Raw genomic sequence first — 23,608 nt, forward strand, 5'->3', positions numbered from 1 at the left:
CCTTTCTCACTGCGAGTTTTCGGCGTGGCGCACCAGGGCGCCCAGCGCGCGGAACCACGTTTCGGCCAGGTCGCGCACCCGCGATTCGGGTGCGAGGGCCTCGGGCCACGACCAGTGGGCCGCCAGGGCGGGGCCGTCGGGCCGGTCTTCGGCCAGCGCGTTGACGGTCAGCGCGTGGGAGACGCGCTTGCCGGGATCGGCGCCGAGGTCGGCGGCGTCGCCCTCGGGGGCGTAGTCCCAGTCGCCCTGGTCGGCGTGGCCGAAGCGGCCCATGTAGTTGAACTCGATCTCCGGCTCCGGCAGCGCGGCGAGCTCCGGCCCGGTCACGGGGTTCAGGTGCCGCAGCAGCCCGAAGCCCGTGCCCGCGACGGGTGCGGCGTCCAGCTCCGCCCGCACGCGCTCGAGTGCCGTGCGCGCCGCCGGGCCGCCCGCCAGTGCGTCGGCGAGGTCGAGTTCGCCCAGGTCGAGGCAGACCGGCACGACGCTGGTGAACCAGCCGACCGTGCGCGACAGGTCCGCGCCGCCGGCGAGCTCGTCCTCGCGGCCGTGGCCCTCGAGGTCGACGAGCGTCGCCGTGCCCTCGCCCGCGCCGTGGCGGCGGCGCCAGTCGGCCACCGCGAGCGCGAGGCCGGTGAGCAGCACGTCGTTCACGGTCGCCCGCAGCGCCGCCGGCACGCGGCCCAGCAGCGGACCCGTCACCGCCGCCGGCAAGGTCAGCGACAGAGCCGCCAGCCCCGAATCGACGTCCATCTCCGGATCACGCGAACGCAGCAGCGGCAACAGATCGCCGCCGGCGAGCACCGAGCGCCACCGGTCCAGCTCAGCCTCGCGAGCCGGCTCCTGCGCCCGCGCCGCGAGCTCCTCCGACCACCGCCGGAACGACACGTCCACCGGCGGCAGCTCCGGCTTCCGCCCGGCGGCCACGGCCTCCCACGCCGCCGCGAAGTCGGGCAGCAGCACGCGCCAGGACACCCCGTCGATCACGAGGTGGTGCACCAGCACCAGCAACCGGCCCCGCGCCGGCCCGGCGTCGAACCAGGTCGCCCGCAGCATCGCGCCGGCGTCCGGGTCGAGCCGCGCCCGCGCGGCCAGAGCTTCCGCCGCGATCACGCGCTCCAGCTCCGCACCCCCGAGCCCGCGAACGTCCAGTCGCGACACCCAGCCGCTCACGTCCACCGGTGCCGGCACCCGCAACGCCCACCGCTCGGGCTCCCGGTCGAGCCGCGCCCGCAGCATCGGGTGCCGGTCGACCACGGCCCGCAGCACGGAAGAAAGCCTCTCGCTCGTCACCTCGGCCGGCGTGATCAGCAGCGCCGCCTGGTGGTACCCGGCGATCGGGCCGCCCAGCTCCCGCATCGCGTGCATGATCGGGGTCAGCCCGACGGTGCCGGTGCCGTCGTCGGACACCGGCTTCACGACGCCGGCCTCGGTGGCCACCGTCGCGAGCCCCGCCACCGTCCGGTGCCGGAAGATGTCGCGCGGCGAGATCCGCAGCCCACCCGCGCGGACGCGGGCCACCAGCTGCATGGCCACGATGCTGTCGCCGCCCAGCGCGAAGAAGTCGTCGTCGACGCCGAGGCCCGGCACGCCGAGCACCTCGCCGACCATCGCGCACAGCTCGCGCTCCCGCTCGGTCGACGGTGCGCGGCCGCCGACCTGGGCCGAGAAGTCCGGCGCGGGCAAGGCCGCGCGGTCGAGCTTCCCGTTGGCCAGCACCGGAAGCCGCTCCAGCACCACGAACGCCGCCGGCACCAGGTGATCCGGCAGCGCCGACGCGGCGTACTGCCGCAGCTCCGCAGCGTCCACCGGCGCCGCCGGCACCACGTACGCCACCAGCTGCTTCACCCGCGCCTCGCGCACCACGACCACCGACTGCGCCACCGCCGGGTGCCGGTCGAGCGCCGCCTCGATCTCCGCGGGCTCCACGCGGAAGCCGCGGATCTTCACCTGGTCGTCGGCGCGGCCGCCGAAGTCGAGCCGGCCGTCGGGCGTCCACCGCGCGAGGTCGCCCGTGCGGTACATGCGCGTGCCGGGTTCGCCGTACGGGTCCGCGACGAACCGCTCGGCCGTCAGCGCCGACCGGCCGAGGTATCCCCGCGCCAGGCCCCCACCGGCGAGGTACAGCTCCCCCGTGACGCCCGGCGGGACGGGCCGCAGCGAACCGTCGAACACATACGCGCGGGTGTTGGCCACCGGCCGGCCCACGAGCGGCCGGTCACTGTCCGCGATCCGCGCCACCAGCGCGTCCACAGTGGACTCCGTCGGCCCGTAGAGGTTGACCGCCTCGGTCCCGTCCAGCTCGGCCAGCCGGCGCCAGAGCGCGTCCGGCACCGCCTCGCCGCCGACGCCGACCACGGCCAGCGGGCACCGGTCGCCCTCGACGAGCCCGGCGTCGGCCAGCTGCGTGAACAGCGATGGCGTGACCTCGATGAAGTCGAGGCCCTCGCGCCGGATCAGGTCGGCGAGCTGCTCCGGGTCGCGGCGCACCTCGTCGGGCACCACGTGCACGGCGTGGCCGTCGAGCAGCCACAGCTGCGGCTGCCACGACGCGTCGAACGAGAACGACCACGCGTGCCCCACCCGCAGGTGCTCGCGCCCGGCGCGGGCCACGGCCGGCCGGTGCAGCGTCGCCCGGTGGCTGTGGAACAGGTTCACCAGCCCCGCGTGCGGCACCACGACGCCCTTCGGCGTGCCCGTCGAGCCCGACGTGTAGATCACGTACGCCGGGTTCTCGGGCCGCAGCGGGCGCAGCCGGTCGGCGTCCGTCAAGTCCTCTTCGGACACTTCAGACACCTCGGCCGCCAGGAGATCCGGCAGCAGCACCGTGTCGTCGAACTCGGGCAGCACACCGCGGACCTCCGTGACGGTGACCAGCAGCCCGGGCCGGGCATCCGCCAGCATCGCGGCGAGCCGTTCGGCCGGGTAGTCCGGGTCGATCGGCAGATAGCCCGCGCCGGCCTTGTGCACGGCGAGGATCGCCAGCAGCACGTCGGCCGACCTCGGCAACGCCAGCGCCACCAGCGTCTCCGGCCCGGCACCGCGCTCGACCAGGGCCCGCGCGAGCCGGTTGGCCCGCGCGTTCAGCTCCGCATAGGTCCACTTCGCCCCGCCGACGACCGCGACGGCGTCGGGCGAGCGGCGCACCTGCGCCTCGAACAGCCCGGCGACGGTCGACGGCTCCACCGCGCGCGCGTTGTCGTTCCAGTCGCGCAGGATCCGCCGCGACAGCTCAGCCGGCAGCACGTCGACCGTCCCGGCCGGACGGTCCACTTCGGACGCCATCGCACCCAGCAGCAGTTCCATGCCGGCGAGCAGGCGCTCCGCGTCCTCGTCGGTGAACAGGTCCGCGCGGTACTCGGCGGTGAGCCGGAGCCGCCCGGCCGGTTCGACGGCCCACGTCAGCGGGTAGTGCGTGGAGTCGCGGTGGTCCACGATCGTCGCCCGCAGCCCGTCGTCAGGATCGTCCTCGGCGCCGGGGTAGCTCTCGAACACCACGAGCGTGTCGAACAGCTCGCCCAGCCCGGCCTCGCGCTGGATGTCGGCCAGCCCCACGTGCTGGTGCGGCAGGAGCGCGGCCTGCTCCTCCTGCACGCGCTCCAGCAGCGCCGACAGCGGTTCGGCCGGGTCGTGACGCACGCGCACCGGCACGGTGTTGATGAACAGGCCGAGCATCCGCTCCATTCCGGGCAGCTCCGGCGGTCGGCCCGCGACCGTCGCGCCGAACACCACGTCGGTGCGCCCGGTGAGCGACGCGAGCAGGAGGCCCCACGCCGTCTGGACCAGCGTGTTCACCGTGAGCCCGCGCTCGCGCGCCAGCTCCGTCAGCTCGGCAGTCGCTTCACGGGGCAGTTCCAGCGTCCGCTGCTTCGGCAACGCGGGCGCCCGATCCGGGTCCACGGGCGCGAGCCGGGTGGGCTCGGCCAGGCCGGCGAGCGAGTCCCGCCAGGCCGCCTTGGCCGTGGCCTCGTCCTGGTCACGCAGCCAGCCCAGGTAACCGCGGTACGGCAGCGCGGGCGGCTGCTCCCGGCCGGCATACAGCGCGGACAGCTCGGCCAGCAGCTGCGGCACGGACCAGCCGTCGAGCAGCAGGTGCTGGTGCGACACCACCAGCCGGTGGTGCCCGTCGGCGAAGCGCACGAGCAGGAACCGCAGCAGCGGCCCGGCGCTGACGTCGAACCGGCGGCGCTCGTGCGCGAACTCCGCGTCGAGGGCGTCGTCGGCCGCCTCCCGCCACTCGGGCTCGGCCGAACGCGCGACGAGCGCGACCGGACGCCCGGAAGCCAGGTACCGGTAGCTCGTGCGCAGGTTCGGGTGCCGCCCCAGCAAGTCCCGCACCGCCTGCCGCAGCCGGGACGGATCGAGCGGGCCGGCGAGGTCGAACCCGAACTGCACCGTGTAGACGTCCGGGCCCTCGGTGTCGGCCGTGGCCAGGAACAGCAGCCCCGACTGCAGCGGCGTGAGCGGCCAGACCTCGGCCGCGTCGGGTGCGCTCGCCTGCAGCTCCGCGCGTTCCGCCTCGCTCAGGTCCAGCAGCGGCCGTCCGTCGTCCGACGACGGCGTGGCCAGCACCTCCCCCGCGACCTCCGCGAGGCCGGTGATCGTGCGGTGGCGGAACACGTCCCGCGCGCCGAGCAGCAGACCGGCGGCCCGGGCGCGGGCCACGAGCTGCATCGCGACGATGCTGTCGCCGCCAAGGCGGAAGAAGTCGTCGCGCACGCCGACGCGCGGCAGCCCGAGCACGCCGGCCACCAGCTCCGCGAGCACTTCCTCGCGGGGTGTGGCCGGAGCGTCGTCGCCGGCCTCGAACTCCGGTGCGGGCAGCGCCCGGCGGTCGAGCTTGCCGCTCGGCGTCAGCGGCAGCTCGGCCAGCGCCACGACGGCGGCCGGGACCATGTGCTCGGGCAGCGTCTTCGCGACGTGCTTGAGAACGGCGCTGTCGAGCAGGTCGTCCGTGGCCCCGCTCGCGACGACGTAGGCCACGAGCTGCCGTCCTTCGTGGACGATCACGCGCGCCTGAGCGACGGCCGGGTGCGTGCCCAAAGCGGCCTCGATCTCGCCGAGCTCCACGCGGAAGCCGCGGATCTTGACCTGGTCGTCGGCGCGGCCCAGGAACTCGAGCTCCCCGTCCGCCGTCCAGCGCGCGAGGTCGCCGGTCCGGTACATCCGCTCGCCGGGCGCGCCGAACGGGTCCGCGACGAACCGTTCCGCCGTCAGGCCCGGGCGCGCGTGGTAGCCGCGCGCCAGCTGCACGCCGGACAGGTACAGCTCCCCCGCCACGCCCGGCGGCACGGGCCGCAGGCGCGCGTCAAGGACGTGGGTGCGGGTGTTCCACACCGGACGTCCGATCGGGACCCGGCCCGACGCCGCCACTCGCGCGGGCGCCGCGGTGACGTCGACCGACGCCTCCGTGGGCCCGTAGAGGTTGTGCAGTTCGGCGTCGAGGTCGAACTTCGCCACGACGTCGGCCGGCAGGGCCTCACCGCTGCACAGCACGCGCCGCAGGCTCGGGCACGCGCGGGCGCCCGGTTCGCCGAGGAACACCTCCAGCATCGACGGGACGAAGTGGACGGTCGTCACGCCTTCACGCTGGATCAGCCCCGCGAGGTACACGGGATCCGTGTGCCCCTCGGGTTTGGCGACCACCAGCGTCGCGCCGGTGACGAGCGGCCAGAAGAACTCCCACACCGACACGTCGAAGCTCGACGGCGTCTTCTGCAGCACGCGATCGTCGGCGGTCAGTGCGTACTCGTCCTGCATCCACTGCAACCGGTTCACGATCCCGGCGTGCGGGACCACGACGCCCTTGGGCCGCCCGGTCGAGCCCGAGGTGTAAATCACGTACGCGGGCGCGTCCGGTGGAACCGTGAGCTCCAGGTTCGTGCTGCCGTGACCGGACGCGTCGACCGGGCCGTCGAGCACGACGGCCGGAGCGGCGTCGGCGAGCATGAACTCACGCCGGTCGGCCGGGTAGTCCGGGTCGAGCGGCAGGTAGGCCGCGCCCGCCTTGTGGATCGCGTAGAGCGATACCACGAGGTCCAGCGACCGCGGCAGCGACACCGCGACCACGGACTCCGGCCCGGCGCCGTTCTCGCGCAGCCACCGGGCGAGCTGGTTGGCCCGCGCGTTCAGCTCCGCGTACGACAGCGACGCGCCCTCGAACACCACCGCGGCGGCATCCGGCGTCCGAGCGACCTGCGCCTCGAACAGCTCCGGCAGTGTCGCCGGGACCACGTCGTGATCGGTGGCGTTCCACGTCGCCAGCAGCGCCGATTCATCGTCCGACAGCACGTCGACCGACCCGACCGGCACCGAGGGATCAGCGGCCACCTGCTCCAGCACCCGCACCAGCCGCGTCGAGAACGACTCCGCCGTCGCGCGGTCGAACAGGTCAGCGCTGTACTCCACCGCGCCGGCGATCGCGCCGCCCGGCTGCTCCAGGAACCCGAACTCGAGGTCGAACTTCGCGACGTCCTGCGTCACGTCCTCGCGCACGACCTGCAGCCCTGGCAGCTGTGGCGAGTCCGCGCCCTCCGGCAGGTACACGACCATGGTCTGGAACAGCGGGTGCCGCGCCAGGGAACGCTCCGGGTCCGCCACCTCGACCACGCGGTCGAACGGCAGGTCCTGGTGTGAGAACGCGGCCAGGTCCGTCGCCCGCACCCGTCGCAACAGCTCGCCGAACGCGGGATCGCCCGCCAGATCCGTGCGCAGGACCAGCGAGTTCACGAAGAACCCGACCAGATCCGTCAACCGTTCGTCCGTGCGCCCGGACACCGGCGCGCCCAGCGCGATGTCGGTGCCGGCGCCCAGGCGGTGCAGCAGCGTGGCGACCGCGGCCTGGCTGAGCATGAACATGCTGGTGTCGTGCCCGATCGCCAGCGCGCGCAGCCGCGCCGTGAGCTCGGCCGGCACCTCAAACGTCACCGTGCCGCCGCGGTGGCTGGACTCCGCCGGCCGCGGCCGGTCGGCGGGCAGATCCAGCTCCTCCGGCAGCCCGGCGAGCGCGTCGCGCCAGAACGAGCTCTGGCCCTCCTGCTCGCCGTCGAGCACGGCCTGGTGCCACAACGCGTAGTCCGCGTACTGCACCGGCAACGGTGTCCACTCGGGAGCGACACCGTCGAGCCGCGCGCGGTAGGCCGTCGCGAGGTCGGCGAGCAGCGGGCCTTCCGACCACTCGTCGGTGACCACGTGGTGCAGCAGCACCAGCAGCATGTGCTCGTCGTCGGCCACGGTGAACACGCGCACCCGCACCGGCGGGGCCTCGTCGAGCCGGAACGGAACGTCCACTTCGGACCGGATCCCCGCGGTCACCTCGGTCACGTGCTCGACGGCGAAGTCCAGCGGCGCGCCGGCGAGGATCCGCTGCGCGGGGACCCCGTCGTGTTCCTCGAAGACCGTGCGCAGCACCTCGTGCCGGGTGACGACGTCGCCGAACGCCGCGCGCAACGCGTCGAGGTTCAAGGCGCCCCGCAGCCGCCACGTGTGCGGCACGGAGTACGTCGACGTGGGGCCGTCCAAGCGGTAGAGGAACCAGAGCCGTTGCTGCGCCGCCGAAAGCGGGAGCACCTCCGGCCGCGTCGCCGCCACCAGTTCGGGCCGCCCGGCCGACAGACCGTCGAGTCGGGTGGCCAGCTGCGCGACCGTCGGCGCATCGAACACCGTGCGCAGCGGCACGTCGACGCCGAGGGCGCCCCGGATCCGGCTCACCAGCCGCATCACGAGCAGTGAATGCCCGCCGAGAGCGAAGAAGTCGTCGTCGACGCTCGGCTCGGCCACGCCGAGCACCTCGGCGAAGAGCTCGCACAGCTCGGTCTCGCGCGCCGTCCGGGGCGCCCGGCCGGACCCGGCCGAGAACTCCGGCGCCGGCAGCGCACGGCGGTTCAGCTTGCCGCTCGGGGTGAGCGGCAGCTCCGCCAGCTCGACGACCGCCGCCGGAACCAGGTGCGGCGGCAGCGTTTCCGCGGCCCGCGCCCGCAAACCGGCCGCGTCCAGCGCACCGGCCGGGACGACGTAGGCGACCAGCAGCCCGTCGCGCGCGGCCACCCGGACCTGCGCCACCGATGGGTCGCCGGCCAGCGCGGCCTCGACCTCACCGGGCTCGATCCGGACGCCGCGCACCTTCACCTGGTCGTCGGCGCGGCCCGAGAACTCCAGCACGCCGTCGGCGCGGTGGCGGGCCAGGTCGCCAGTGCGGTACATCCGCGAACCCGGCGGGCCGAACGGGTCGGCGACGAAGCGATCCGCCGTCAGGCCGGGCCGCCCGAGGTAACCACGGGCGAGCTGGGCGCCCGCGAGGTATAGCGCGCCGGTGACGCCCGGCGGCACCGGCTGCAGGCGCGCGTCGAGCACGTACGCGCGCACGTTCCAGCCCGGCCGCCCGATCGCGATCGGCCCGCCGTCGTCGGTCCAGGCCAGCACGTCGATCGACGTCTCGGTCGGGCCGTAGAGGTTGTGCAGCGGGATGCCGAGCACCTCGCGGACCCGGGCGGCCAGGTCGCGTCCCAGCGCCTCGCCGCCGACGACGATCCGCGTGAGGCTCGTGCACCCGGCCGCGGCGGGTTCTTCCAGGAACAGCTGCAGCATCGACGGCACGAAGTCGGCGGCTGTCACGCGCTCGGCCTGGATCAGCTCGGCCAGGTACCGCGGGTCGCGGTGCCCGTCCGGGCGCGCGACGACCACGACGCCGCCGACCATGAGCGGCCAGAACACCTCGCTCACCGACACGTCGAAGGTGATCGGCGTCTTGTGCAGCATGCGGTGCGTCGCGTCCATCGGATAAGCGTGCTGCAGCCAGCGCAGCCGGTTCACCACGCCTTCGTGCGGAACAACCACGGCCTTGGGCCGACCGGTCGAACCGGACGTGTAGAGGACGAACGCGGGGTTCGCCGGGCGCGCCACGCGTTCCGGTGCCGTGGCGGGGTAGCCGTCCAGCCGCCCGAGGAGCGCCGGGTCGTCGAGGACACACACCGCAGCGGCATCGGCGAGCAGGTACTCCACGCGCTCGGCCGGCTGGCCGGGGTCGAGCGGCAGGTAGGCGGCGCCCGCCTTGTGCACGGCGTACAGCGCCACGACCAACTCGACCGAGCGAGGCAGCGCGACCGCGACCACCGATTCGGCGCCAATGCCCTGCTCCCGCAGCCAGTGGGCGAGCCGGTTGGCCCACGCGTCCACCTCGGCGTAGGTCAGGGAAGTGCCCTCGAACACCACGGCCACGCCGTCCGGCGTCGCCGCCACCTGGGCCTCGACCAGCTCCGCCACGGTCGCCGGTTCGCTCTCGTGCGCGGTGTCGTTCCACTGGCGCACAACGAGATCGCGTTCGTCGTCGCCGAGCAGGTCGTACTCGCCGATCGTGGCGGCGGGTTCGGCGGCAACCTGGCCGAACAGCGAGACCAGCCGCGCGAGCATCCGCTCCGCCGTGCCCGCGTCGAACAGGTCGGTGGCGTACTCCAGCTGCAACGTGATCTCGGCACCGGCGCCGTCGACCATTGTGAAGCTCAGGTCGAACATCGCCGTCTCACCGGGCACCTCGAGCCACTCGGTGGGCAGCCCCAGCACGTCCGGGTCGCCGTCGGGCCGGTAGTGGTAGCCCGTCATGACCTGGAACAGCGGGTTGCGCCCCGGCACGCGGTCCGGGTTCAGCTCTTCGACCAGCCGGTCGAAGGGCAGGTCCTGGTGCGAGAACGCGGAAAGGTCCGCTTCGCGCAGCCGGGCGAGCAGCTCGGCGAACGTCGGCTCACCGGACAGGTCGGCGCGCAGCACGAGCGTGTTGACGAAGAACCCGACCAGCTCGTCGAGCGCGGCGTCGGTGCGGCCCGCGATCGGCGCGCCCAGCGGGATGTCCTCGCCCGCCCCGAGCCGGTGCAGCAGGGTCGCGACGGTCGCGTGCAGCACCATGAACATGCTCGCGCCCGACGACGCCGCCAAGCCGTGCAGCGCTCGGGCGACCTCGGCCGGCAGTCCGGCCCGCACGGTCCGGCCGGCACCACTCGGACGGGCGGGGCGGGGCCGGTCGGCCGGCAGAGCCAGCTCGTCCGGCAGGCCGCGCAACGCCGTGGTCCAGAACTCCAGCTGCTCGGAACCGAGCCGGTCGAGCAGCGCCTCCTGCCAGAGCGCGTAGTCCGCGTACTGCACGGGAAGCGGCGCGAGCTCCGGCGAGCGGCCGGCCACGCGCGCCTCGTACGCAGTGGTCAGGTCCGCGAGGAACGGCCGGTCGGACCATTCGTCGGTGGCGACGTGGTGGAGCACGATCGCCACCACGTGGTCACGATCGTCCAGCCGCAGCACCTCGGCGCGCAGCGGCGGCTCGCGTCGCAGGTCGAAGCGGTACCGGGCCAGCTCCCGCAGCCGCTCGGGCACGTCGGCCTCCGCGCAGTCCCCGACCGTGAGCTCCGGCTCCGCCGCGGGCAGAACCCGTTGGTACGGCGAGCCTTCGTGGTCGGCGAAGACGGTGCGCAGCGACTCGTGCCGGGCGACGACGTCGCCGAGCGCGGTGCGCAGCGCGGCCACGTCGAGGTCGCCACACACGCGGAAGAACAGCGGGAAGTCATACGCCTCGCCGACCTCGCCCAGCTCTTCCAGCAGCAGTAGCCGGCGCTGGGCCGCAGACAGCCGGACGCGCTCGGGCCGTTCCGCGCGCACAACCGACGGCCGCGCGGGTTCGCCGCTCCCGGCCCGCGCGGCCAGCTCCGCGACGGTCGGGGCCTCGAACAGGTCCTTGATCGCCAGCTCGGCGCCGAGCTCGGTCCGCGCGCGGCTGATCAGACGGGTGGCCAGCAGCGAGTGCCCGCCGAGGTCGAAGAACGAGTCCTCCACGCCCACGCGCACGAGGCCGAGGACCTCGGCGAACAGCTCGCAGAGAACCTCTTCCTCGCGCGAGGCCGCGGGCCGGCTCTCCGCCAGCGACACGGCGGGTTCGGCATCGGGCAGGGCGCGGACGTTGAGCTTGCCGTTGTCGGTCAGGGGCAGGCTGCCGAGCGTCACGAACGCCGCCGGGACCATGTAGTCGGGCAGCTGCCGCTTCAGCTCGTCGCGCAGCACCTGCACCAGTTCGGCGCTGCCGCGCGCGGCGGTGGGGCGGTTGGCGAACCGCGTGAGGTTCGTGCCCGTCGCAGCGGGCACGTACAGGCCCGAGACCGGTGCCTCCGCGCGGACGAACACGGCGTCGAACACCCCGTCGACGCCGGTCGACCACGTCGTGTGCACGGCATAGCCCAGGCGCTCACCCAGGCGGTGCACCGCTTCGGGTTCGATGCCGTCACCGGTGCCGTGGAAGCGATCCAGCACGTCGAGCAGCGGCGCGCCCGCGTCGAGCGCCCGCATGGCGGCGAACTCCGCGGCGAGCCGCGCGTCCGGAATCCGGCTGACACGCAGCTGGTCGCCGGTCAGCCTGCTCTCCAGCTCGGCGAGCGAGCCGGCCTCGTCCCACAGCAGGCGCGGCGCCTGCGCCACCGGCACCTCGCCCGCGGTGTCCTTGGTGAGCACGACGTCGTAGCGGTAGCGGCTCAGCTCGTTGTGCAGTTCGGCCCGCTTCACGCGGATGCGGGCGCCGACGCCGGGCAGCGTGTGCGCGAGCGCCGTGAAGTAGTCCGGGTCGAGCAGGAGCTCCTTCTCCAGCGCGGCTCCGCGTTCGATCGCGCGGCGCAGCTGGGCGACGTCTGACGTCGCGTCGGCGCGCGTGAGCTGGATGGCCGTGTGGAACGACCTCACCAGCCGGAGGTTCCGCACGTCGCCGACGAACAGCGAACCGCCCGGCGCGAGCAGATCGAGCGCCGTGCTCAGCACCTGCGTGAGGTAGTCGACGCTCGGGAAGTACTGGATCACGGAGTTGATGACGACGGTGTCGAAGTGGCCGCGCGGCAGGTCGCCGAACTCGTGCGCCGGCTGCGCCCGCAGTGCGACCTTGGCGGCCAGCTCCGGATCCCGCTCCAGCTCTCGCGTGAGCTTGCCGATCACCGGCGCGGCGAGGTCGGTGCCCCAGTACTCCTCGGCGTGCGGCGCGAGCTGCCCCATCAGCAGGCCGGTGCCGACGCCGATCTCCAGGATCCGCCGCGGCGCCAGCTCCTCGATGCGCGCGACGGTGGCCGCGCGCCACTCCCGCATGTGCGCCAGCGGGATCGGCGTGCCGTCGTAGCTGGAGTCCCAGCCGGCGAAGTCCTCGGTGAACAGCGCGGTCGGGATCTCGGTGTACTCGTCGGAGTAGATCTGCTCCCATTCGCCGACCTGGTCGGCCTCGGCCGCGTCGCGCTCGTCGCCGCTCAGCTCGGCCGGCACGACGTAGCCGACGAGCCGCTGCAGCCCCGGTGCCGACGGGTCCGGTCGCGCGATCACGGCCGCCTGCGCGACCTGCGGGTGCCGCGCCAGCGCCGTCTCGATCTCGCCCAGCTCCACGCGGTAGCCGCGGATCTTCACCTGGTCGTCGGTGCGGCCGAGGAAGTCGAGGTTCCCGTCGGGCCGCCGGCGCACGAGGTCGCCCGTGCGGTACATGCGCGCGCCGGGCTCGCCGAACGGATCCGCGACGAACCGCTCCGCGGTGAGGGCCGCTCGACCGAGGTAGCCGCGGGCCAGGCCGGTGCCGGCGATGTAGAGCTCACCGGGCACGCCGTCGGGCACCGGCCGCAGCCAGTTGTCCACGATGTACGCGCGGGTGTTCCAGATGGGCTTGCCGACGGTCGGGGTGTCGCTGTCGGTCGTGCCGCCCCCGAGGGTGTTGATCGTGTACTCGGTGGGGCCGTAGAGGTTGTAGCCGTAGACGCCTTCGGTGTCGCGCAGGCGGTTCCAGACCGATTCGGACACGGCCTCGCCGCCGAGCAGCACCAACGCGGGGCGGTGGCTTTCGGGACCTTCCTCGAGCAGGCCCTCCTCGATGAGCAGGTGCGCGTAGGTCGGCGTCACGTTCACCACGTCGACGCGATGCCGGTCGCAGTACGCCACGAGCGCGCGGGCGTCGCGGCGCAGGTCCTCGTCGCACACGTGCACCTCGTGGCCCTCCACGAGCCACAGCAGCTCTTCCCACGACATGTCGAACGCGAACGACACGGTGTGCGCGATCCGCAGCCGCCGCCCGCCGGCCGACTCGATGGCCGGCCCGAAGATCGCTTCCTGGTGGTTGAGCTGCATGTTCGTCAGGCCGCGGTAGGGCGTGACGACGCCCTTCGGCTTCCCCGTGGAACCGGAGGTGTAGATGACGTACGCGGGGTGTTCCATGCGGTCGGCACGGTCGCGGCCGAACAGTGGGCGTTCGGCGTCCGCCAGGTCGCCGCCGGACAGCGCGCCGAGTTCCGCGCGCGTCTCCTCGCTGTCGAGCAGCACGCGCGGCAGGTCCTGCGGCAGATCCCGCGCGACGGCCGTGGTCGTGACCAGGCACAGGGGGCCGGCATCGTCGAGCATCAGCGCGAGGCGGTCGGCCGGGTAGTCGAGTTCGAGCGGCAGGTACGCGGCTCCGGTGCGCAGCACGGCGAACAGCGCCACGACCATGTCGATCGAGCGCGGCAGGCCGAGCGCGATCACGCGTTCCGGCTCGGCGCCGCGGGAAAGCAGCAGGCGGGCCATGCGGTTCACGGCTTCGTCGAGCTCCGAGTAGGTCAGCGTCTGCTCGCCGAACACGAGGGCGGTGGCATCCGGCGTGCTCGTGGCCTGCGCGGCAAGCAGGTCGGCGATCGTGTCCCGCACCATCGGGTGCTCGGTGGCCGACCAGATCTCCGCCAGCTCCGCGCGGCGCTCGGCGGACACCGTCTCCAGCGCGCCGACAGGTGCGGTGAGGTCGCCGACGAGCTGCTCGACGAGCCCGGTGAACCGGCTCAGCAGCACGGCGGCCTCGTCGGCCGCGATCACGTCGTCGCGGTAGGACAGGGTCACGCGCATCGACTGCCCCGGCGTGACGACCAGCGTCAACGGGTAGTGCGTGGCATCGACGTTCACGAGGCTCGAGATGCCGTGGCGGTGGCGCAGCCCGGCGTAACGCTCGTCGCCGTCCGCGCCGCGGAGCACGAACAGCGTGTCGAACAGCACGCGGTGGCCGGCCTCGCGCTGCAGCACGCCGAGGCTCATGAACTCGTACGGTGTGAGGTCCATGCGCTCGGACTGGATGCGGCGCAGCAGGTCGAGCACCGGCTCGTCGGGCACGAGCCGCACACGCGCCGGCACGGTGTTGAGAAACAGGCCGATCGTGGTCTCGATGTCCGGCACGGCGGCGGGGCGCCCGGCGACGGCGGCGCCGAACACCACGTCCTGGCGGCCGACCATCGTGGACAGCACGAGGGCCCACGCCGCGTTGAGCACCGAGTTCACCGTGAGACCGTGGCGCCGGGCCTCGTCGCGCAGCCGGTCGGTCAGCTCGGGCGTCAGGTGTGTGTCGAGGTTGACCGGCGTGACGGGTTCCAGCCCCTGCGTGTCGGGGCCGATCAGCGTCGGCTCGCCCAGCCCCGACAGCGCCAAGCGCCACGCCGCCGTGGCCTCCTCGACGTCCTGGCGGGACAACCACTCCAAGTAGTCCACATAGGACCCGCCGGTCGGCTGTTCGCCGCCTTCGTAGTGCGCGAAGAGCTGCTCGATGAACAGCCACGCGGACCAGCCGTCCCACAGCAGCAGGTGCCGGTTGAGCACCACGCGGGCGCGTTCGTCGCCGAGGCGCACGAGCGTGATCCGGAACAGCGGCGGGGTAGCGAGGTCGAACCGGGTCGTCCGGTCGCGCTCCATCAGCTCGGCCAGCTGCCGCTCACGGTCCGCTTCGGACAGTCCGCGCAGGTCCACTTCGGTCACCGGCGGCGGGAAGCCAGCGGTGACGAACTGCACCGGCCCGCGCAGGCCTTCGCTAGTGAAGCCCGCGCGCAGGCTGGGCGTGCGGTCCATCAGCGCCGCGCACGCGGCACGCAGGCGATCGGCGTCGAGGTGCCGGTCGAGGTCGATGGCCTCCTGGATCGTGTAGACGTCGATGCGCGACTGGTCGTAGCTGGAGTGGAAGAACAGGCCTTCCTGCAACGGCGAAAGCGGCCAGATGTCCGACAGCGGCAGCGGGCTCAGCCGTTCGACGTGCTCGATCTCGTCCTGTGCCAACTCGATCAGCGTGAGGTCCGACGTGGTCAGCCCGGCCGCGGCGACGTCCGTCCCGGCGAGGTCGGCCAGTGCGGCGACCACGCGGTCGACGAAGTCCGGTGTGGCACCGGCGAAGGTGAGCGCCAGCACCGGTCCTTCCGGCGTGTCCTCGCAGACCGCGCCGATGCGCAGCGCGTGCGCGCCGACCGGTGCGCCCGGGCCGGCCGCGAAGTCCCAGTCCTGCGCGCCGAACGACACGTGGCCCGCGTAGCGCAGCAGCACGTCGGCGCGGGCGAGCTGGGCGAACAACGGCGCGGCCTGCGGGTTGAGGTAGCGCAGCAGGCCGTAGCCGAGCGTGTCGGGGGCTGCGCGGACGAGGTCCTTGACCTGCTTGAGGTCCGGCGCGGTCAGCCGCACCGGACGCGCGGTGTGCAGCGCGCCCACCGCGGCAGGTGTCCCTTCAGGACGGTCGAGCACGTCGACGATCAGCTCGCCGCCGGCTTGCGCGAGGGCCGTGAGCAGCACGTCGGTCACGTCTCCGCGCACCGACGCCGGCAGCTGCTCGACGAGGGCCCGGCTCTGGTCGAGGGGGAACCGCACGATGCGTTCGATCTGCGTCCCGGCGACGGGGACCGTCGCGGCACCCGGCGCGAGCGTCGCGGCCCAGTGTTCCAGGTCCGCCAGCAGCTCCGGCGCCTGCGCTCGCTCGGTGACGGCGCGGGCGTGGGTGCGCAGCGAGGTTTCCACCGCGGCGAACACCGGCGTGCGCCCGGCCTGCACCGCCGTCCATACCGTGGCGAGGTCGGCGGCGATCGTGCGCCACGACGGCGCGTCGACCAGCAACGGGTGGGCCGTGAGCACGAGCCGGTCGCCGGACCGGACGGCCTGCAGCAGGATCCCGGCGTCCGGGTCGAACTCGGCCGTGGTGTCCGCGGCAGTGGTGTCCGCAGCCGTGGTGTTCGCGGCAGTGGTGTTCGCGGCGAGCAGCACCTCGGCGGCGTCGACCGCGCCGGCCGGGCGCGTCTCGAGCGACCACAGCACGGACGCGACGCGGCTGCGCTTGAGCCGCAGCCCGTCGTGGTGGTCGAACACTGCCTGCAGAGCGGCCGCGAGGCTTTCGGTGTCCGCATCGGCCGGCAGGCGCAGCTCGATCGACTCGGCACCGCTGTCGCCGAATTCGCGCAGGCGGTGGACCTCGGGAAGCAGCGGCACGTCGCCGACCCCGTCCGGGTCGGACACCGGCCCCTGCGCCCGGGGCTCGCCACCGAGCGCCGCCAGCGCGGCGGGCGTGCGGTGGGTGAACACGTCCTTCGGGCTCAGGTCGAACCCGGCCCGGCGGGCCCGGCTCGACACGCTGATCGACGTGATGCTGTCGCCGCCCAGCAGGAAGAAGTCACCGTCCGCGCCGACCTCGGCCAGCCCGAGCACGTCGGCGAAGATCGCCGCCAGGGCGGACTCGCGGTCGTCGCCGCGCTGCACCGTCGCCGCGGCCGCGGGGACGGCCGGCGCGGGCAGGGCGCGGGTGTCGAGCTTGCCGCTCGGGGTCAGCGGGAACTCGTCGAGCACCACGAGGGCGTGGGGCACCATCGTCGCGGGCAACGCCGCGGTCAACGCGGCCCGGAGCTCGTCGGTGTCCACGGCACCGGCTGCGTAACCGACCAGGGCGCCGTCGTGCACGACGACCGCGGCCGCCCGGACGCCCGGCTGCGCCGCGAGCACGGCCTCGATCTCGCCCAGCTCGACGCGGTTGCCGCGGATCTTCACCTGCCGGTCGGTGCGGCCCAGGTACTCGAGCTCGCCGTCCGCGCGGCGCTGCACCAAGTCACCCGTGCGGTACATCCGCGCGCCGGGCTCGCCGAACGGGTCGGCCACGAACCGTTCCGCCGTCAGCGCGGGCTGCCCGTGGTAACCCCGCGCGAGCTGCACGCCCGCGAGGTACAGCTCCCCCGCCACGCCGTCGGGCACCGGGCGCAGGCACGTGTCCAGCACGAGCAGGCGCGTGTTCCACACCGGACGTCCGATGGGGACAGTCGTTTCCGGACCGTCGCGGAACGGGAAGTACGACACGTCCACGGCCGCCTCGGTCGGGCCGTACAGGTTGTGCAGCGGCACCCCCGTCAGCCGCCGCCAGCGTGCCGCGGCCTCGCCGGGCAGCGCCTCGCCGCTGGTGAACGCGCGACGCAGCGACGCGGCCCAGCGCGGATCGCCGGTGACCTCCTCGACGGAGAGGAACGCGGCCAGCATCGACGGCACGAAATGGAGCGTTGTCACACCGTGGGTGCGGATCACCTCGGCGAGGTAGGCCGGGTCGCGGTGGCCGTCGGGCCGGGCGAACACCACGGCCGCGCCTTCGCGCAGCGCCCAGAAGAACTCCCACACGGACACGTCGAAGCTCGACGGCGTCTTCTGCAGCACGCGGTCGTCGGCGCCCAGCCGGTACTCGTGCTGCATCCACACGAGCCGGTTGACGATCGCGCGGTGCGTGACCACAACACCCTTGGGCCGGCCGGTCGAACCGGACGTGTAGATCAGGTAGGCGGCGTCGTCCGGCCCGCCAACCGCGCCGGGAACCTCGACCGCGGTGCTGTCTTCGGGGCCGTCGACGGCCACCTGTTCGGGCCCTGCCGGGACCTTCGCGGCCGTCCCCGGTTCGATGACGACCAGCGCGGCCCCCGAGGAAGCGAGCATGTACTCGAGCCGTTCGGCCGGGTAGTCGAGGTCGAGGGGCAGGTAAGCCGCGCCGGACTTCAGCACGCCCAGCAGTGCCACCATCAGCTCGGCCGAGCGCGGCACCGCGACGGCGACCACCGACCCGGGCCCGGCACCGCGGGCCCGCAACCGTCGGGCCAGCGCGGCCGCGCGAGTGTCCAGGTCCGCATAGGACAGTCGCTGGTCCTCGAACAGCACCGCAATCGCGTCGGGAGCCTCGGCCACGTGCCGCTCGAACGCCGTGAGCAGCGTTTGCTCCGGCACTGACACGGCGGTCGCGTTCAGCTCTCCCAGCCGCTCCAGCTCGGCGGCCGAGACGAGGTCCACGTGCGCCACCGGCGCGTCCGGGGCCGCGGCGAACGCTTCGAGCACGCGCACGAACCGCTCCGCGAGCTGCTCGGCCGCCCGTGCGTCAAGGCGCGCCGCGTCGAACTTCAGCCCGAACTCGAGCGTGTCGCCCGGCGTGGCGATGAGCGCGACCGGGTAGTGCACCGCGTCCACGACCTCGACGCCGGTCACGCGCAGCGCGCCCGCGTCGTCGTTCTCGCGCGGGTAGTTCTCGACCACGACGAGCGTGTCGAAGAGCTCTTCCTGGCCCACGCCGGCGATCCGCTGCAGCTCGGCGAGCCCGAGGTGCTGGTGGTCCAGCAGCGCGGCCTGCTCGTCCTGCAACCGCCGCAGCAGCCCGGCGACGGTGTCGCCCCCGGTCCAGCGGACCCGCACGGGCAAGGTGTTGATGTACACGCCGACGGCATCCTCGATCCCCGCGACACCGGGGTCGCGGCCCGACACCGTGCTGCCGAAGACCAGGTCCCCACGGCCGATCAGGCGGCCGAGCAGCAGAGCCCACGCGCCGTGCAGCACGGTGCCGAGCGTGAGCCCGTGCTCGCGCGCGAACGTGCCCACGCGGGCGGTGGTCGCCGAGTCGACGGCGAAGTGCACGCGCGAAGGACGCCGTGGCGCCACTCCGGCGGGCGTGGTCACCAGGCGGGTCGGTTCCTCGACGCCCGCGAGCGCTGCGCCCCACGCCTGCCGTGCCGCGTCGTGGTCGCGCGCGGCCAGCAGGCGCAGGTGCGCCGTCCGCGAGGCGGGTTCGGGCCGAAGCGGTTCGGTGGTGCCGTAGCGCGCGAGGATCTCGCGCACCATCACGGCGACCGACCAGCCGTCGGCCACGATGTGGTGGAACGTCAGGGCGAGCCGCTCGCGCCCGACGAGCGTGGCGCGCAGCAGCGGCGGCCGGTCGAGGGCGAAGCGGCGGTCGCGGTCGGCGGCGAGCGCGTCGGCGGCGCCTTCGGGCGAGACCTCCCGCCACGGCAGCTCGGAGTGCGCGGCCACGACCTGGACCACTCGGCCGTCGTCGAGCTGGCGGAAACCCGACCGCAGCGACGAATGGCGGTCGAGGAGGTTCTGCACGGCGCGGCGCAGCGTCGGCGGGTCCACCGGCCCGGCCAGGTCGAAGATCTCCTGGACGGTGTAGACGTCGTCGTCCTCGAACGCGGCGTGGAAGAAGAACCCTTGCTGCAACGGGGTCACCGGCAGCACCTCGGCGTGCGAGCCGAGGGCGGCCGAGTCCGTTTCCGACAGTTCCAGCAGCGGCTCGGCCGATTCGTCGGCTGTGGTCACTTCACCGGCGCACCCGGCGAGCGCCTCCGCGGTGCGGTGCTGGAACACCTGCCGTGGCGTGATGGCGAGGCCGTGGCGAGCGGCGCCGAGCACGAGCCGGATCGACGAGATGCTGTCGCCGCCGAGCGCGAAGAAGTCGTCGTCCGCGCCGACCGAGGGCACGCCGAGGACGTCGGCCATCACCGTGCACAACGCGACCTCGCGCGGCGTCCGAGGCGAGCGGCCCCGCGCCAGCGCCCCGAAGTCGGGCAGGGGCAGCGCGGCGCGGTCGAGCTTGCCGTTGGTCATGATCGGCAGGCGATCCAGCGGCACGAACGCCGAGGGCACCAGGTAGTGCGGCAACGCCCCTTCGACGTGGGTGCGCAGATCCTTCATCAGCGACGCGGGATCGCGGTAGACCACCGGCACGTTGGCGAGCGGACCGTCGGTCGCACCGAGGTACGTCGCGACCGGCTCCTCGCGCGACAGCACGAGGTCGAACGCCGTCGCCGTGTCCCCCGACCACGTGGCCGCCGCGCGGTATCCGGCCGCGCCGGCCAGCTCGACCAGCACGTCCGGGTCCGTGGCCGCACCGCGAGCCGGCGCCGGCTCCCCGCCGAGCGCCTGCAGCGCCGTGAGATCCGGGATGAGCCGCTCGTTCGGGATCCCCGTCACGCGCAGCGCGGCCGGCTGGTGCTCGCCGAGGTGAGCCGAGAACGCGTCGGACGAGCCCAGCTCGGCCCACGGCACCGCCGGAACCTCGCGCGGGGCAACGGGTTCCGTCCGCAGCACGACGTCGTAGCGGTACCGGCTGAGCTCGTTCTCGTACGTCGCGCGCTTCAGCCGCAGGTCGGCCGCGGTGAACGCACTGATCCGCCGAGGCAGCGCGGCGAAGAAGCCCGGGTCGAGCACCAGCTCGTCCTCGCGAGCCACAGCCGCGTCGACCGCGGCCGGCGTCGCGTCCCCCTGCGCGGCCGCGATGCCCGCGCGCAGCACGCGCTGCAGGCTCAGGTTCCGCACGTCACCCACGAACACTGAGCCACTAGGGGCGAGCAAGCCCGTGACCTGCCGCAACACGTCGACGAGGTAATCCGCGCTCGGGAAGTACTGCACGACCGAGTTGATCACCACGGTGTCGAAGTGTCCGGCAGGCAGGTCGCCCAGCTCGTGCGCCGGGCGCGCCCGCAGGTGCACCTTGCCCGCCAGCTCCGGCCGGTCCGCGACACGGGTTTCCAGCAGCCGCACCACTTCTTCGGACAGGTCCAGCGCCCAGTATTCATCGGTGTCCGGCGCGAGCTTCGACAGCAGCAGCCCGCTGCCCACGCCGAGCTCCAGAACGCGACGGGGCCGCAACGCCCGAATCGAGTCCACGGTGGATTCCCGCCACGCACGCATGTCGCCCAGCGGCAGCGATTCCCCGTCGTAGCTGGAGTTCCAGCCGGTGAACCCCTCGTCGAACGGGTCGCGACCGGCGACCGAGTAGAGCAGCTCGTGCACGTCCTTCCAGCGGTCGACCTGCGCGGCCTCCCGCGCCGCGTCCCGGTCGGCGCCCGGCGCCTGCTCCGGCACCACGTACGCGACCAGCCGCCGGTCACCCGGCTTGACCTCGCGCGGCACCACGGCCACGCGTGCGACGCCGTCGTGCGCCGCGATCACCGACTCGATCTCACCCGGCTCCACCCGGAAACCGCGGATCTTGACCTGGTGGTCGGCGCGGCCCAGGAAGTCGAGGTTCCCGTCTGCGCGCCAGCGCACGCGGTCGCCCGTGCGGTACATGCGCTCCCCCGGGCCGGCGAACGGGTCGGCCACGAACCGCTCGGCGGTGAGCCCGGCACGCCCGACATACCCGCGCGCGAGGCCGCGGCCGCCCACGTAGAGCTCGCCCTCGACGCCCGGTGGCACGGGGTTGAGCGCGGTGTCCAGCACGTAGCAGCGGGTGTTGGGGTCGGGGCGCCCGATCGGGATCGGCCCGGTCCAGTCCGTTTCCGCGAGCCACAGCGTGGAGTTCACCGTCGCTTCGGTGAGCCCGTACGCGGCGACCACGCGCAGGTCCTTCGCCCAGCGCGCGATCAGCTCGGGCGGCACGGTTTCCGTGCCGACGATGAGCACCGCGCCTTTCGGCAGCTCGCAGTCGGCCGGCAGCGCGGCGACCAGCGAGGGCGGCAGGATCATGTGCGTGGCGGCGTTGTCGGCGATGTAGCCGGTGAGCTCGACGCCCGCGACGCGGCGGTGCGACGGCACCACGATCACGCGCCCGCCCACGCACAGCGACATCACGAGGTCCCACACCGTCACGTCGAACCCCGCCGACGCGAACTGCACGACCCGGCTCTCGGGCGTGATCCCGATGCGCTCGGTGGCCGTGACGATCAGGCTGCCGATGCCGTCGTGCGAGAGCACCACGCCCTTGGGCTTGCCGGTGGAACCGGAGGTGTAGATGACGTACGCGGCGCGGTCGAGCCGCAGCCCGCCGCGGTCGACGGGCGCGCCGTCCAGAGCGGTGAGCTCCGCGCGCACAGCGGGGTCGTCCAGCAGGACGACGTCGTCGACCACGGGCAGCTGGTCCGCGGACTCGGCGACCGACAGGACGACGCGCGCGCCCGAGTCCGTCAGCAGGTACTCCAGGCGGTCCTCGGGCAGGTCCAGGTCCAGCGGCAGGTACGCGGCGCCGGCCTTGAGCACGCCGAGCAGGCCCACGACCAGGTCGATCGAGCGCGGCAGCGCCACGGCGACCACGTCCTCGGCCCCCACCCCGCGGGCGGCGAGCAGGCGCGCCAGGCGGTTCGCGGCGGCGTCGAGCTCGGCGTAGGTGAGCTGCTCGCCCTCGCACACCACGGCGACGGCCTCCGGCTGCCGCGCGACGACGCGGGCGAAGGCCTCGGGCCAGTTCAGCTCCGGGGATTCGGCGGGCGACGTCGCGAACTCGGTCAGCACGAGCTGCCGTTCGCGTTCGGTGAGCAGGTCGATCGCTGCGATCGGGCGGTCGGCGTGCGCCGCCATGGCGTCGAGCACGGCGAGGAAACGGCGCTCGTGCTCGGCGAGCGTCCCGGGGGTGCCGGCGGCCGCGAACTCGAGCCGCAGCCCGCCGCCCGCGCCGGCGTCGTGCGCGGTCACGGCAAGGTCGGTGACGGGGCCGAGCGCGACGCTGTGCACTGTCGCCACAGCTTCGCCGAATGCGACCGAGACCTCCGGCAGGAAGTTGAGGCTCAGCCCGGTGAGCTCGTGCATCCCGCCGGTCAGGTTCTCCTCGCGCGCGAGGTCCTCACCGCGGTAGCGGCCGTGGTCGAGCAGGTCGGCGACCTCGCGGGTGACCGCCGAGACCAGCTCGGCCGGTGTCGCCGAGGGCCGCGCGGAAACCCGCAGTGGCAAGAGGTTCGACAGCATTCCGGGCCGGCCGCGCAGCTCGGCGTCGGGACGCGCCGCGACGGGCAGGCCGAGCACGAGGTCCTCGGCGCCCGTCATCCGGTGCGCGTAGGCGGCGAGCGCCGCGAGCACCACGCGCGACAGGCGGGTGCCGTGGTTGCCGGCGAACTTCCGCAGCGCGTCGGCGCGGGCGGCCGGCAGCGTGACCGACCGCCGGACCACCTCGCCGTCGCCGCCGGCCAGCCGCACCGGATCGGGCCGGCCGGCGAGCTTTTCGCGCCAGTACGCGCGGTCCGCTTCGTGCGCGGCCGATTCCCGGTACTCGCCGTCGGCGGCGAGGAGCGGCGCCACCGACCAGTCCATAGTGGACGTGGCGCCGTCGTAAAGCTCCGCGGCCCGGCGGGTGAGCACCGCCTGGCCGTACGCGTCGGTCACCAGGTGGTGGAACGTCTGCGCCCACCACACGCGGTCCGGTCCCAGCGCCAGCACCGCGTGCGCGGTCAACGGCCCGCACCCGAGGTCGACCGGCTCCGCCAGTGCCGCCCGCACCCACGCGTGCGCCGCCGCTTCGGAGTCAGGTTCGCCGGACAGGTCCACCACGGGCACCTCGGCCACCCACGTCGCCGGGTACTGCCGCGGCACGCCGGTCTCGTCGGCCTCGGCCCTCACATGCAGCCCCTCGGCTTCGCCGACCGCCCGGCGCACCGCGTCCGCGAGCCGCGCCGGATCGACGCGGCCGCGCACGTCGGCGTACCAGCCGATGAGGTACGCCGGGTCCGCCGGGGCGAGCGACTGCGCGAAGAAGACCCCGGCCTGCGCCGCGGTCAAGGGGGAACCGGGCACGACGCCGGTCATCTGGGAGCCTCCACCGTTGGACTGAAGCTGGACTGACTGGGCGCCGCGC

1 protein-coding gene is annotated in these 23,608 nt (G+C 73.8%); it reads right to left on the minus strand.

What is annotated here, in order from left to right; genetic code table 11:
- Positions 1-6: 6 nt before the first annotated feature.
- Positions 7-23,559: a non-ribosomal peptide synthase/polyketide synthase gene (locus AB0H62_RS19115; RefSeq protein ID WP_360587188.1), complete on the minus strand. Its 23,553-nt coding sequence runs from the start codon at positions 23,557-23,559 to the stop codon at positions 7-9.
- Between the last annotated feature and the right edge of the window lie 49 nt (positions 23,560-23,608).

The organism is Amycolatopsis sp. NPDC050768 (assembly GCF_040654155.1).
GTDB lineage: Bacteria > Actinomycetota > Actinomycetes > Mycobacteriales > Pseudonocardiaceae > Amycolatopsis.

Coding starts and splice junctions, on each gene's coding strand:
- AB0H62_RS19115 (WP_360587188.1), bottom strand. CDS start 23,559: ATGACCGGCGTCGTGCCCGGTTCCCCCTTGACCGCGGCGCAGGCCGGG.